This window comes from Paraburkholderia sp. DD10, assembly GCF_049177125.1.
In the GTDB taxonomy this organism is placed as follows: Bacteria; Pseudomonadota; Gammaproteobacteria; order Burkholderiales; family Burkholderiaceae; genus Paraburkholderia; species Paraburkholderia terricola.
On record NZ_CP185392.1, the window covers coordinates 132852 to 145502 of the forward strand.

At 58.3% G+C, this 12651-nt stretch carries 11 protein-coding genes; 1 reads left to right on the top strand and 10 read right to left on the bottom strand.

The window, feature by feature from the left end:
- Positions 1 to 169: 169 nt before the first annotated feature.
- From ACOCG7_RS00695 to ACOCG7_RS00740, 10 genes are all read right to left on the bottom strand, one after another.
- Positions 170 to 1039 carry an alpha/beta fold hydrolase gene (locus tag ACOCG7_RS00695; RefSeq protein ID WP_421376376.1) on the bottom strand — a complete coding sequence of 290 codons (870 nt, stop codon included), beginning with the start codon at positions 1037 to 1039 and terminating at the stop codon, positions 170 to 172.
- A gap of 51 nt (positions 1040 to 1090) precedes the next feature.
- Positions 1091 to 2869, bottom strand: coding sequence for an FAD-dependent oxidoreductase (locus ACOCG7_RS00700; protein ID WP_421376378.1), 1779 nt, complete (start codon positions 2867 to 2869; stop codon positions 1091 to 1093).
- A 172-nt stretch (positions 2870 to 3041) separates the two neighbouring features.
- A complete protein-coding gene (locus tag ACOCG7_RS00705; protein WP_421376380.1) occupies positions 3042 to 4511 on the bottom strand; it encodes an MFS transporter in 1470 nt (489 codons plus the stop codon).
- The gene (gene dmpG, locus ACOCG7_RS00710; protein ID WP_421376382.1) at positions 4462 to 5496 is read right to left on the bottom strand and encodes a 4-hydroxy-2-oxovalerate aldolase; all 1035 of its coding nucleotides are present in this window, start codon (positions 5494 to 5496) and stop codon (positions 4462 to 4464) included. The genes ACOCG7_RS00705 and dmpG overlap by 50 nt, the downstream gene beginning before the upstream one ends.
- Positions 5493 to 6446, bottom strand: coding sequence for an acetaldehyde dehydrogenase (acetylating) (locus tag ACOCG7_RS00715; RefSeq protein WP_421376383.1), 954 nt, complete (start codon positions 6444 to 6446; stop codon positions 5493 to 5495). Before ACOCG7_RS00715 ends, dmpG begins: the two co-directional genes overlap by 4 nt.
- Before the next feature lie 9 nt (positions 6447 to 6455).
- The gene (mhpD, locus tag ACOCG7_RS00720; protein WP_421376385.1) at positions 6456 to 7289 is read right to left on the bottom strand and encodes a 2-keto-4-pentenoate hydratase; all 834 of its coding nucleotides are present in this window, start codon (positions 7287 to 7289) and stop codon (positions 6456 to 6458) included.
- Between the two features lie 34 nt (positions 7290 to 7323).
- A complete protein-coding gene (locus tag ACOCG7_RS00725) occupies positions 7324 to 7851 on the bottom strand; it encodes a flavin reductase family protein (RefSeq protein WP_421376387.1) in 528 nt (175 codons plus the stop codon).
- Positions 7852 to 7916: 65 nt separating this feature from the next.
- Complete coding sequence (locus ACOCG7_RS00730) at positions 7917 to 8795, bottom strand: alpha/beta fold hydrolase (RefSeq protein WP_007182624.1); 879 nt, start codon at positions 8793 to 8795, stop codon at positions 7917 to 7919.
- On the bottom strand, positions 8792 to 10306 hold the full coding sequence (locus ACOCG7_RS00735; RefSeq protein ID WP_421376389.1) for a 4-hydroxyphenylacetate 3-hydroxylase family protein: 1515 nt from the start codon (positions 10304 to 10306) through the stop codon (positions 8792 to 8794). The genes ACOCG7_RS00730 and ACOCG7_RS00735 overlap by 4 nt, the downstream gene beginning before the upstream one ends.
- Positions 10307 to 10334: 28 nt before the next feature.
- Positions 10335 to 11285, bottom strand: coding sequence for a 3-carboxyethylcatechol 2,3-dioxygenase (locus ACOCG7_RS00740; protein ID WP_421376391.1), 951 nt, complete (start codon positions 11283 to 11285; stop codon positions 10335 to 10337).
- A 340-nt stretch (positions 11286 to 11625) separates the two neighbouring features.
- Here ACOCG7_RS00740 and ACOCG7_RS00745 point away from each other — a divergent pair, with 340 nt between their 5' ends.
- Complete coding sequence (locus ACOCG7_RS00745) at positions 11626 to 12621, top strand: LysR substrate-binding domain-containing protein (RefSeq protein ID WP_421376393.1); 996 nt, start codon at positions 11626 to 11628, stop codon at positions 12619 to 12621.
- Positions 12622 to 12651 lie beyond the last annotated feature (30 nt).

A 12651-nucleotide genomic window follows, 5' to 3' on the forward strand; every position in this document is an offset into this window, starting at 1 on the left:
CTGTGGCGGCTTGAGCCCACGTGCAGCACACTACCTCTTCCGCACGACCGGGTGTTCTTCATGCGGTGGGGACGGCTCGTCAGTCCAGTGAGAGGATGGCTGGCCCGCCGACTGCTCGGTGGACGCTCCCACTAGACCTTAGTGCTGTAGTCCATGCGCTACCGTTCCGTCAGTGCGTAAGGAAGTCCAGCACCATGCGATTGAACTTGTCGGCGTGTTCCCACTGCGCCCAGTGCCCGCAACGATTGAAAATACGGAGCTCGGCGTTCGGCATGCCCCACAGCAGCCGCAAACCAACGTCCATTGGGACGAAGCGGTCGTCGCGCCCCCAGACGATGAGAGTCGGCGCCTTTACTTCGGAGAGGCGGTGGCCAACATCAGGAAACTGCTTGGGATTTGCGACGAGACTCGTCGTAAAGTTTTCAAGATGCTCTTTCTGCGCGAGCATGTTGTCGAGTCGCGCCTGGAACAGCTCTTCAGTCAAATTGCTCGTGTCGTACACGAAGACGTTCATCATCTTCTTCAGGTTTTCAATCGTCGGCTCACGATACAGACCCTGTAGCAGCTTGATGCCTTCGGTCGGCATCGGAACGAACTGACTCGGCCCACCTGTGCCGCCGCCCATCAGGATGAGTTTGCCGACGCGCGAGGGATTGGCCAGTGCGAACGCAACCGCACTGTGACCGCCCATCGAATTGCCGATGATGTGTACAGGACCCTGCACGTCGATTGCATCGAGAAGACCCTTCAGTGCGCGGGCATTGAGCTCCGAACGGGAGCCCGTACATACGATGGGGTCGCTCTTGCTCCAGCCCGGACAGTCCATCAGGATGACCCGATAGCCTTGCTCGACCAGCGGCTCCAGATTGCGATTGAAGTTAGCCCAACCACTCGCGCCGGCCCCGGAGCCGTGCAGCATCACCACGGTTTCGCCGCCTTTGCCCATGTCGTTGTAGTGAATCTGAAGGTCGAGGTCGCCTTCCTTGATTCGCACAAGCTTGCTGGTTCCCGCTTCCGTCAATTGAGTGTTCGCGCTCATGGTGAAATCCTTGCTCCTACAAAATGATTAAAATCGCTCGAAATGCCTGGTTCAAACCGCGTGTCCAGCGACCGACTTCATGCTGCCGAGAACGGCTGAAAGTGCGGACTGAAGAAGTTCTTTCGCCATCGCGGCGTCGAATACGTTCTCGCCTTGGCGCCACGCGATGTAACCATCGGGACGAACGAGAAGCGCTCCCGCTTCAGAAATTTCGCGAACACGCTGCCAGTCGCAGTAAGGGTCCTGCGTATCATTCGCGCCGGTGACAACCGTTTGCAAGAAAGGCAAATCGAGCTCGTCGGCGGCCTTAACCCATGCGCCGCCAGACAGGCCAGTAACAAGCGTGAATTTGCCTTTGCCCGTAACGTCAAGGGTGGACAAACGGTGCCCGGTTTTATCAATGAGCCACGCGTGCGGAATCTTGGCGCCCGGCCGGCTGGTCGCCTGTAGATAAAGCTCCTGGTCGCGCTTCCATTCCTCCTCGCCTACCTGCCCATCCGGGATGACCGCCGAGGAGTTGTATCGCTGATTCATCTCAACGCCTTGCGCGTTGAATTCACGGTTCTTGAGTTCCAGAGCTTCCTGAGCCGCCTGACGCGCCTTGGCGCCTTCGGGCCCGGGGTCCTTGAACCGGGCGATGCCGGCTGCTACCGGATTTTCTGCGCCTTCGACGCTGAATACCGCCTTGATAGGTGCATAGTCGAGACGCGACTGGTTCGCGCGCAAAACAATCTGCTTGCCGACCGGCGCCCGCTCAGGTGAATATGTCTCGAGCAATGTGTCGGCCGCGTAGCCTTTCAGCACATATGCAAGCTTCCAGGCGAGATTGAAACCATCCTGCACGCAGGTATTCAGCCCGAGCCCGCTGGATGGCGGGTGGCGATGCGTGGCATCCCCGCCGCAGAAGACGCGACCTCTTGAATACGTCGTCGCGTAGGCCTGATTCACATACCAGACCGATTTGCGAACGATTTCCACCTCGAGGTCCGGGTCGCCGACCAGGATTCGAATCTTGCTGAGTACCGTTTCTTCGCTGAGGTCCGGTTCACCCTTGGATATATCGAATCCCCAGCCGGCAATCCACTGGGTCCACGGTTTAACTGCGCGGAGCAATCCGAGGCCGATTTCGCCGAATGCAGCGTCCGGGCTGACAATCCAGTGCAAAATGCTCGGGCGATGCTTCACGTAACGCGTCAGGTCAGCATTGAATATGACATAGGCGGTTCCTGCTCTTGCCATCTGACCTTCGATTTGCAGGCCTAGCTCCTCGACGACTTTAGAGCGCGCACCGTCGGCACCTACGAGGTACTTGGCGCGCATTGAATATTCGCGCCCGGTAATGCGGTCCTGCAGTTGCACAGTCACGCCGCTCTCGTCCTGCTCGTGCGACAGATACTCGGTATTGGTCGAAAACGTAGCCCCTCGCTGTGCGGCGTTTTTAAACAGGATTGGCTCCATCTCCGGCTGGATGATGTCGACGACGTTGCAAGGGCTCCCTTGAACATAGTCACCGTGGCGTGCATCACCAGTACCCCACGCACGCAGGCGAATCAGTTCCTCGCCGGCCAGACTTGTGGCGAAGAGGCTATCGCCCATCTGGTCCCACGCCGTGGCATGGCGAAGCACTTCCTCTTCAATCTGCAGGTCGCGGTAGACCTCCATCGTTCGCTGATTGGTAATGTGCGCGCGTGGTGTGTCGGCCAGCCAGTTGAACCGCGAAACGATATGCGCGCGAACCCCGTACGTCGCCAGTGCAAGTGCTGTGGTGGCGCCCATCGGGCCAGAGCCGACAATGGCCACGTCGGTGTCGAATTCAGTGTTGGTTCCCATAATTGCTTCCTAGGCTTTTAATAATCAAACAAACAGCATCCATGGGCACTGGCTGCGGGCCGCGCACCCGCTTTTCGGGCGCCGGGACGCGGAGACCACTTCGGCCACCACGTCCGTTCCAGTGCAATCAGATTTCGGCCCGACGTAGTCGAATGTCGCCGACCCGTTTCACTCACGCCGCTTCAATGGCGTCCTTCCGGGCAACTCGCACAACGCGCTCCGGGAACGCGAAGGCAATACAAATTGCGCCGACCGCAGAGAGAGCAGCAATCAACAACACGCCATTGGTCAGGCTGCCCGTCGTGGTCTTGATGTAACCAAGCAGCGGTGGGCTCGCAAAGCCGGCAATGTTCCCGAGGGTGCTAATGAAAGCGATGCCAATGGGCGCAGCCTTCTTGCCGAGATACGCGGGCGGGATGGCCCAGATGAGCGGCCCACTGGCGCCGGTCGCGAAGCTCGCGACCGCGAACGAGATGAGCATCAACGGCAGCGAACGGGTCGTAGTGCTGGCAATCAGGCCGAGTGCAATGAGGCAAAAACACAGCGCGAGGTGCCAGCGACGTTCCTTCAACCAGTCCGAACTCCAGCTCAGAACGATTGCACCGATGAATCCCATGGCGAGCGGAATGGCAGTCAGCAATCCGACGTTCACGAGCGACGCAACACCACTTTCCTTGACAATCGTTGGCAGCCAGAAGAACAGCAGATAGTTGCTGCAGATTGCTGTGAAGAACAGGAAGGCGACGAGGTAGTTCACCGGGTTACCCAATACCTGGCGAAAGACGCCGAAGGAGTGGTCGGGCGAGACCACAACTTCAGAGGCGAGGTCCGCCTTGACCGCTGCCTTTTCTTCAGCGGTCAGCCATTCAGCGTCATCCGGCTTGTCGCGCAACGTGAGGAAGCAGACAATGCCGAGCACGCACGCTGGCAAGCCCTGCACGATGAACACCCATTTCCATCCTGCCAGGCCGAGGGCACCGTTCAGCGACGTCAGAATCCACCCGCTTAATGGTGCGGCGATAGAGCCCGCAGCGGCGTTGGCTACGAAAATGACAGCTGTCACTCGGGCACGCATGCTGGCCGGAAACCAGAACGTCAGGTACAGAACAATGCCCGGCAGGAAGCCAGCCTCAAATGCGCCAAGGAGCAGGCGCAGCGTGATGAGGTGTCCCACTGTCAGAACAAACGCCGTGGCCGCCGTAGCGAGGCCCCAGAGGAACATGATGCGGACGAAAGTGCGGCGGGCGCCCCACCTGGCGAGAAGGATATTGCTGGGCATCTCGCACAGCGAATAGGTGATAAAGAATGCCCCCGCCGCGATGCCATACCACGTGGGATTGATGCCCAAGGCATCGCTCATCTGCAGCTTGGTAAAACCAAGGTTGATACGGTCGATGAATGCAATCCCGTAACACACGAAGAGCAACGGGATGATGCGCCACCAGATTTTTCGGTATGCCCGCTTTTTTAGCAGGCTGGAATCGGAATTCGAAGCGAGATATTCGTGCATGTCTTCCTCCAAACGTGGATAGATTATTTTTTTGTTGGTCGTCACCGGGCCATCAAGGGCCCGGTGAAGTATTGCCGTTGCTTCAGACTGCTTCCTTCTGCCGCGCAACCAGGTCGAGCGCAACGTCGACAATCATGTCTTCCTGGCCGCCGACCATTTTTCGCTTGCCCAACTCGATGAGGATGGTTCGCGTATCGAGTCCATACTGCTTTGCCGCCGTCTCGGCGTGTCGCAGGAAACTTGAGTAGACGCCTGCGTATCCGAGGCTCAGCGTCTCCCGGTCCACGCGGACCGGACGGTCCTGAAGCGGACGCACCAGTTCCTCGGCTGCGTCCATCAGCGCAAACAGGTCAGTGCCGTGTTCCCAGCCATAAACATCGGCCGCAGCAATGAAAACTTCGAGCGGTGCATTACCAGCGCCTGCTCCCATGCCGGCCAAGCTTGCATCGACACGAATTGCGCCGTTCTGAACGGCAACAATCGAGTTCGCCACACCAAGCGAGAGGTTGTGGTGTGCGTGGATGCCACGCTCCGTTTCGGGTTTGAGCACTTCGTCGTACGCGCGAAAACGTGCCGCGGTGTCATCCATGGTCATGGCTCCGCCGGAGTCCGTGACGTACACGCAATGCGCACCGTACGATTCCATGAGCTTCGCCTGCTGGGCGAGCTTGGCCGGTTCCAGCATGTGCGACATCATCAGAAAACCCGAGACATCCATGCCGAGTTCACGGGCGTATTCGATGTGCTGCTTCGAGACGTCTGCTTCGGTGCAATGCGTGGCGACGCGGACCGAACGGACACCCGATTCGTATGCGCGCTTGAGGTCATGAGTAGTCCCGATGCCCGGAATGAGCAACGTGGTCAGCTTGGCGTGCGTGATGACTTCAGCGGTTGCCTCAATCCATGCCCAATCGGTGCAGGCGCCGAAGCCGTAATTGAAGCTCGAGCCGGAAAGACCGTCACCGTGGGCGACTTCAATGGCGTCGACCTTTGCCGCATCCAGCGCGCGGGCGATTGCACGGACGTGGTCAAGACTGTATTGATGGCGCACGGCGTGCATACCGTCGCGCAGCGTTACGTCCTGGATGTACAGCTTGGATTTGACTTCCTTGTTCATACAGCCTCCTCGGCGGTGCTTTCGTGTTTCTGGCGACGGACAATGCTCTCGGCCGTGGCCAACGCTGCCGAAGTCATGATGTCGAGATTGCCGGCGTAGGCAGGCAGATAGTGGGCGGCGCCTTCGACTTCGAGGAACACCGTGACCTTCATCCCGGTGAACGAGCGGCCGAGTTCCGCGATGAAGAGCGGGTTCTCGTCGGTGTAATGCTGGTACTGGACCTTCTGCTTCATCCGGTAACCAGGGACGTACGATTTAACCTTGGCGACAGTTGCCTCAATCGACGCAGTGACTGCATCTTCGTCCGTGCTTTCGCAGAGGCAGTAAACCGTGTCGCGCATGATGAGCGGCGGCTCTGCCGGATTGAGGACGATAATTGCCTTGCCGCGCTTTGCGCCACCAACCTTCTCGATTGCCTGTGACGTCGTCTCTGTAAACTCGTCGATGTTGGCGCGAGTACCGGGGCCTGCCGAACGCGACGAAATCGATGCAACGATTTCTGCATAGGGGACGTTCGAGACGGCGCTGACGGCAGCAACAATAGGAATGGTTGCCTGGCCGCCGCATGTCACCATGTTCACGTTCGGGGCGTCGAGATTCTGTTCGCCATTCACGCACGGCACAGTGAAAGGCCCAATCGCCGCCGGCGTGAGGTCAATGACGCGTTTCCCGAACGATTGCAGTACCGCGTCGTGCTTCTTGTGAGCACCAGCCGAAGTCGCATCAAAAACGATTTTGATTTCTTCAAAATTGGGCAGACGTGTCAGTCCGTCGATGCCTTCTGCCGTGATGGGCACCCCCATACGTTCTGCACGCTTCAGGCCGTCGGACTCGGGGTCGATGCCAACGAAGGCGCCCATTTCAAGAACGTCAGACAAGCGAAGCACTTTTATCATCAGGTCAGTGCCGATATTGCCGGAACCGATGATGGCTACCTTGGTTTTGGACATAGAAACCTCTTAAACGAATTTCGCCGTGACTTCGCCGAGTCCGGACAGTTGGGCGACAAACGTGTCACCAGCGGTGACCGGGACCATGGGACCCAGTGCGCCGGTCAGCACGACATCACCGGCTTTGAGAGGGCGGCCGCGGCGGGCGATTTCGCCTGCGAGCCAGACAGCTGCGTTGAGCGGATGGCCGAGACACGCTGCGCCGCAGCCGGTCGATACAACGTTCGGCCCGGTCGTTACACCATCGTGTTCGCGACGCATCGTCATCTGCAGGCCACGCAAGTCGAGGTCTTGAATACGACGTGCGGGGCCGCCGAGCACAAACATTCCGGATGAAGCGTTATCAGCCACCGTGTCAAAAAACCGGATGTCCCAATTGGAAATACGGCTCCCAACGATTTCCAGTGCCGGCAGGACATACGCAGTCGCGCGAATCAGGTCGGCAACCGTAGGCGTCTCAATGTCGAGGTCCTCGGCCAGGATGAGCGCCACCTCCGCTTCCACCTTCGGCTGATGCAGGCGGCTAACCGCGATAGGCTCGCCTTCCCCCGCAGCCATGTCAGCGAACAGCATTCCGAAGTCGGGCTGGTCGACGCCGAGTTGAGCTTGCACGACCTTCGAGGTCAATCCGATTTTTCGACCGATGAGGCGCCGGCCTTGTGCCTCGAAGAATTTCGTATTTGCGTCCTGAATCGCGTACGCCGTGTCGACATCGTCAGACGAGGTGCGCGAGCGCAGGGGGGCAATCGTCTGCCCGGTTTCGTAGCAGTTGCGAATCTCAGCTGCCAGCGCTTCGATACTTGTCGCGCTGGCTGGCTGTCGCTCAATGGTTGCGTCAGACATGAAAACCTCTTCTCAATGCTTGCGTTGGTGGCGACTAACAGACAGGGTCGACCTCAAGCGGGTGATAGCAGCCGCGCCAGTGCACCAGCGGCGATTTGTCGGCCACTCGGGTACGCATCACGCGCCCAACAAAAATGGTGTGGTCGCCGGCTTCGATGTCGCGCTCAAGGCTGCATTCAATCCAGCCAAGGCAACCCGCTACGAGAGGCAAACCTTCTAGGCCGACCAGCGTTTCCACTTGGGAAAATCGGTCAATCGGCTTGCAGAAAGTGCGGGAGACGTCTTCCTGGTTGGACGCGAGAATGTTCACCGCGAAGTGCTTCGCCTGACTGAAGATGGGATACGAATACGACTTCGTCGTCAGACTCCACTGGATGAGTGGCGGGTCGAGCGACAGTGACGAGAACGAGCTGACCGTCGCCCCGTAAGGCTTGCCTTGAGCGTCGACCGCGGAAATCACCGTAATGCCAGTTGCGAAATGGCCAAGCGCGTGGCGAAAGGCGTCTGCTGGGACGCTTGCTTCTGCCGGTTGCGGGTCGGCGACCCGGTTGGTTTCTGACATGATTAAATCCTTAATCGCAGGCTTTGGTCGTTGGCTTGTGGTCCTGTCGATGGGACCACCCACCTTCACTTGTCGAGCAGGAAATCAATATGGAGTCGATTGAACAGCTCGGCATCTTCGAACTGAGGCCAGTGACCGCACTCATTCATAACGACGTATTTACAGTTCGGAATCATTTCCGAGATTTCCTTACCTTCCGCCGGTGTTGCCGTCGGGTCATGCGAAGTCCACACCACCAGCGACGGAGCCTTGATTGACCGGTACTGCTCTTCGGTAATCATGTTCGGGCGGCGGATTTCCATCTCCTGCAGGCACATGATTCGCTTCATCGTGTCGGCGAACCCAGGCTGCGAGTAGATGCTGCGGCGGGTTTCGATGAGGTCATCGCTGACCGTGCTCTTGTCGCACATCAGGAACTCGAGGCGGGTCTTGATACGTTCCCAGCTGGGGTCTTCAGCAGCCTGGTTCGATAGGCTTTTCAGGCGAGCCATGACTTCGGGGTGTGCCGTCCAGCCGCCGGCGGTGTTCAGCACCAGGTGGTCGACAACCTCGGGGCGGTGCACCGCAAGATACGTCGCAACCCAACCACCGAGCGATTCACCGGTGATATGCGCACGCTCGCGGCCGAGCGCCTTCAACACCGCAAGTACGTGGTCGGCGTAATCTTTGACCTGGTAATTGATTTCCGGCTTGTCCGTCCAGCCGTGGCCGAGCATGTCGATGGCCACGACCCAGAAGTGCTCACCATGCGGCCCAAAATTCCGCGAATAAGCTTCGGCATGGCCACCAACCCCGTGCAGGCAGAGCAGCAACGGCTTATCCGGTGAGCCAGACGAGATATACCGGGTCTTGATACCGCCAGCGTCGAGGTAGCCTTGACTGAAAGTGACGCCGCGCAGGTCGGCCCACACGCTCGAAAAATTGGAGGGGCGGGTATCGCTCATGAATTCACTTCCGTTGCGAGTTCGTTGTTGGTTGGCTCTGCAACTGTCGCCGGAGCATTCGGGTCACCGGCGAGCGCAAGTGCCTTGTCGACCAGACGTTGCATGTCGGGATTGCGGTTGCTGAGATAGTTCAATGCGAGATTGCGAACCGGGTCGCCCGCGTAGTAGCGCTCGTATTGCACGAGGCGCTGGCCGAATGCCTCTCCGGCAAGGTCCCATGCCAGCTTGAAGAGCTTCACGCGCTCGACCGACGGCATACCGCCGGCGCCCTGGTAATACAGCGCGAGGTCGTCGGACAGCTCCGGCGCGCGGAAGTCGGCTCCGCTCGGCATCAGCATGAAGCCACCCGCACCGATGGTTTGTAGCACTTCGATGACGCGCGGATATGCGGTAGGAAGCATCGTGCGGATTGCCTGCAGCGGTGCAAGGCTCGGGCGTACCGTGCCGACTTCGGTCGGTTCCGATTCATACTCGGACCGCACGAGGGCGCTCTTGACCTGTTCGATGTAGCCGAGCAGTTCGCCCAACATCTGCTGCACGTGCAGGAACTGGTCAGCCTTGATGGACTTCGCTACTGCGATGGCCAGACCGACCGAGAACTGCATCTTGATGAGCGCGCGGGTGTTCGTCTGATGTGCGGTGTGATTCCGTACGCCGGTGTGCGTGTACAGCTGGTTAGAGAGTTCAACCTGGCGATAGCAAAAGACACGGTCCCAAGGGACGAAGACGTTATCGAAGATGAGAAGTGAGTCGTTTTCTTCGAAGCGCGTCGACAGCGGATGGTCGTAGCTCTCATGCGCTTCGACGTAATACGGGTCGCGTGAAATCTGGCGCATACCCTTTACGTCAGTCGGGACGGCAAAGATGAGCGCATGGTCTTCGTCGCCTGCCTTGAACTGCGGCAGGTTGTACATAATCATCTCGTCCGACACCGGACCCAGCGTCGCAATCATGCGAGCGCCGCTTACGTAAATGCCTTCGTTGGTTTCTTTCACGACGCGCAGGTGCATGCTGGCCTGTTCGGACGACTGCTTGGAGCGGTCGTTCTGCGGCGTGATAAGCGCGTGGCTAAGGAACAGGTCGTTGTCGCGGATGTACTCGTAATATTTCACGATGTTGTCCGCGAACTTCTGGCCGCCCTTAGCGAAGTCGTGGCGAGCTTCCCAGAACGCGAGCAACGTGACATTCATGAAATCCGGCGAACGGCCCATCAGGCCGAAATTTGTCTCAGCCCAGATGCGGTAGGCTTCACGACGCTTGCGAAGGTCCGCAGCGGACTTCGCGGGCATGAATGCGAGACCGGCACGTTCACCTGTTTCCGGTACGACGTATGTGACCTTGTCCTGCAACTCCGGGTCATGCTGGGTGTCGTACAGCGCAGCGAGCTGCTCAACAGCACCTTTGAATGCCGGATGCGTTGTCACATCGTCGACCCGTTCGCCGCGTACCCATACGTCGCGAGGGCGATTTTTCAATCCTTCGATGAACTGCTTGCCGGTTCTGATACTCATGACTCAATCTCCTAAAATCGCATCGACGTTAAACACGCGAAGCTTTTGATTCGGCGAACATCATTGCCATACCGGCAATCCATCCTTGAATTGCCTCGTAATAGATAAGGTCGGCCTTGTAGTCGCCATTCACAGCAAGAGCTGCGTGAGCGGCGACCCACGCCAGAACCTCGGGACCACCACGGCCTGCTTTTTCGCGGACTTCTTTGGTGGTCAAAGCATCAAAATCTCTCAGGTTCCCGCTCTGTAGGCGCTCAATGAAGGCTTTGTCCCAGTCAGGGTCAACCGGAAGAATTTCCGGGGTTCCGTGAACTGCGCGCGCTCCTGCTGCGAGTACGCGCTCGATTCGGGCGCGCTGCATCTCTTGAGATGGATGACGGCCGCTGATGAGTCGCTCCTTGACCTCATCGGGGGCGGTGATGATGCTCGGAGTTGGCGGGTCATGTGACAAACCACCGGAGGCTGAAATCAGCACTCGCTTGCCAGTCGCGGCGGCCCAACGTCCCACCGCTTCGCCAAGCAATCGGGCGCGTTTAAACGTCGGTAGCGGCGGAGCTGCGCAGTTGATGAAAATGGGAATCGTCGGGAAGCGGCTAAACGAGCCGTACATACGCTCCCAGATTTGAACGAATCCGTGGTCGACCTCCATGCGGTAGGAAACCGCGATGTCCAGGCCGTCTTCAATCAAAGCCTCGCTCAACTGCACGGCATCCTCGGAGGCGACGGGCAGGGGGCCGGTCGCCGTGTCCCAATCGCCAATCGAAGTCGCGTTCATGCCGATGCAGAAGCTCGGCATGAGCTCATAAAAAAAGCCGTTGAAGTGGTCTGGGGCGAACTGGATAAGAAGGTCAGGCGCGAATTCTTCTGCTCGCTTTGCGAGAGCTGCGAATCCTCGCTTCACTTCCGCCCGGACTTCGTCTTCAGCGATTCCGTCTTGCATCAATGGGGTATGAGATGCGCTCAGCACAGCCAGTGGCACGTCTGTCTCCTTTAGTCAATCGTCCGTGCGGCCTACACGGCCAGCTCAACGGCTGGTCATTCCGCTCCCTCGTGCCCTGCGATTTGCATCGGTGTCGGCGAAGCGTTGAACGAATGTTAGCGAGACGGTCGTTATCCGGATAATGCGTCTTTTCTATAGACTCCATCCGATTTCTGTTTATCGGGTGCAACCCTAGGTTAGAAATAATTTGTCGTTACAATTCATAGGCTTATGACCACTCAAAGGGTACGATTCCGGCGAAATCAGGTCTTAGGGAAAGCACTGATGCAAGCCATTGCACCGTTCAGCCATATAATCGTTTTATGGATAACCTAGGCCAATGTTGAACGAAAAGAGCCTAACGGAGACGAATGTGGACTCGCGGCTGATTGAATACTTTCTGCGCGTTGCGGAGCTTGGAAGCATCAACAAGGCCGCGACAGATTTGCGGCTGTCCCAGCCTGCGCTCTCGCGTCATATCGCTTTACTGGAGCATCAGGTGCGCGCGAAGTTGTTCACGCGGACGCAAGGTGGCGTGATGCTCACCGACGCCGGGACACTATTGCTCGAGCGCGCGCGCCCGATTCTGCGTCAACTTACGAAGCTTGTTGAACAGGTTGGTGACCGCGCAGCAGGCCAGCTGTCCATCGGTATTGCGCCATCGTGGCGGTACCTGTTCACATCGAAATACGTTCCTCGTCTGGTTGCCGAATATCCGGGCGTCACGTTGCGCGTTCACGAGGGTGCCAGCCACGAACTTCGCGAAGTCATGCATTCAGGAATGCTGGACCTCGCTATCGTTCCGTTCGAAGGGTCGCCTCCGCAGGGATACGTGCACACGCCTCTCATTCGTGAGCCACTCATCGTTGTCGGGCGTAAAGAGGCGGGGTTCCAGCCAGATAAGCCTGTGGCCCTCTCCCGGCTCGAAGAGTTGCAGTTCGCGCTGCCGGGAAAGCCCAACGTGATTCGAACGACCATCGAGAATGCTCTTTCGCGCCGCGGGCACGATTTAAAGACCCTTTTCGAAATCGACGCTATGCATCTTTCCATGGAGCTTGCGCGCCAAGGAGTGGCTGACACCATCACTCCGTGCTGCGCCGTCAGTGGCAATCCATATTGGGAAGAGTCTTTATCGTGGAGCCCAATTCGCGGCGCGTACATGTCGTGGGCATTGTGCGAGAACACCGCGCGCTCCCACTCTCAGGCGGTGCGCGAAGGGCAGCGCCTGATATTCCAATTGGTTGACGAAATCGTCGGCAGTGGTGTCTGGCTCGGGGCGGAGCGACTCAAGAAGACACAGGAAACTTCTGCAGAAGAGCTTCTCGAAGAAACGTAATGAAGGCGCGGATGAAAAAAATCGCGGGAC

Excerpts from the sequence above, each read along its gene's own strand:
- ACOCG7_RS00695 (WP_421376376.1), bottom strand. The coding sequence starts at position 1,039 with ATGAGCGCGAACACTCAATTGACGGAAGCGGGAACCAGCAAGCTTGTG.
- ACOCG7_RS00700 (WP_421376378.1), bottom strand. The coding sequence starts at position 2,869 with ATGGGAACCAACACTGAATTCGACACCGACGTGGCCATTGTCGGCTCT.
- dmpG (WP_421376382.1), bottom strand. The coding sequence starts at position 5,496 with ATGAACAAGGAAGTCAAATCCAAGCTGTACATCCAGGACGTAACGCTG.
- ACOCG7_RS00715 (WP_421376383.1), bottom strand. The coding sequence starts at position 6,446 with ATGTCCAAAACCAAGGTAGCCATCATCGGTTCCGGCAATATCGGCACT.
- mhpD (WP_421376385.1), bottom strand. The coding sequence starts at position 7,289 with ATGTCTGACGCAACCATTGAGCGACAGCCAGCCAGCGCGACAAGTATC.
- ACOCG7_RS00725 (WP_421376387.1), bottom strand. The coding sequence starts at position 7,851 with ATGTCAGAAACCAACCGGGTCGCCGACCCGCAACCGGCAGAAGCAAGC.
- ACOCG7_RS00730 (WP_007182624.1), bottom strand. The coding sequence starts at position 8,795 with ATGAGCGATACCCGCCCCTCCAATTTTTCGAGCGTGTGGGCCGACCTG.
- ACOCG7_RS00735 (WP_421376389.1), bottom strand. The coding sequence starts at position 10,306 with ATGAGTATCAGAACCGGCAAGCAGTTCATCGAAGGATTGAAAAATCGC.
- ACOCG7_RS00745 (WP_421376393.1), top strand. The coding sequence starts at position 11,626 with ATGTTGAACGAAAAGAGCCTAACGGAGACGAATGTGGACTCGCGGCTG.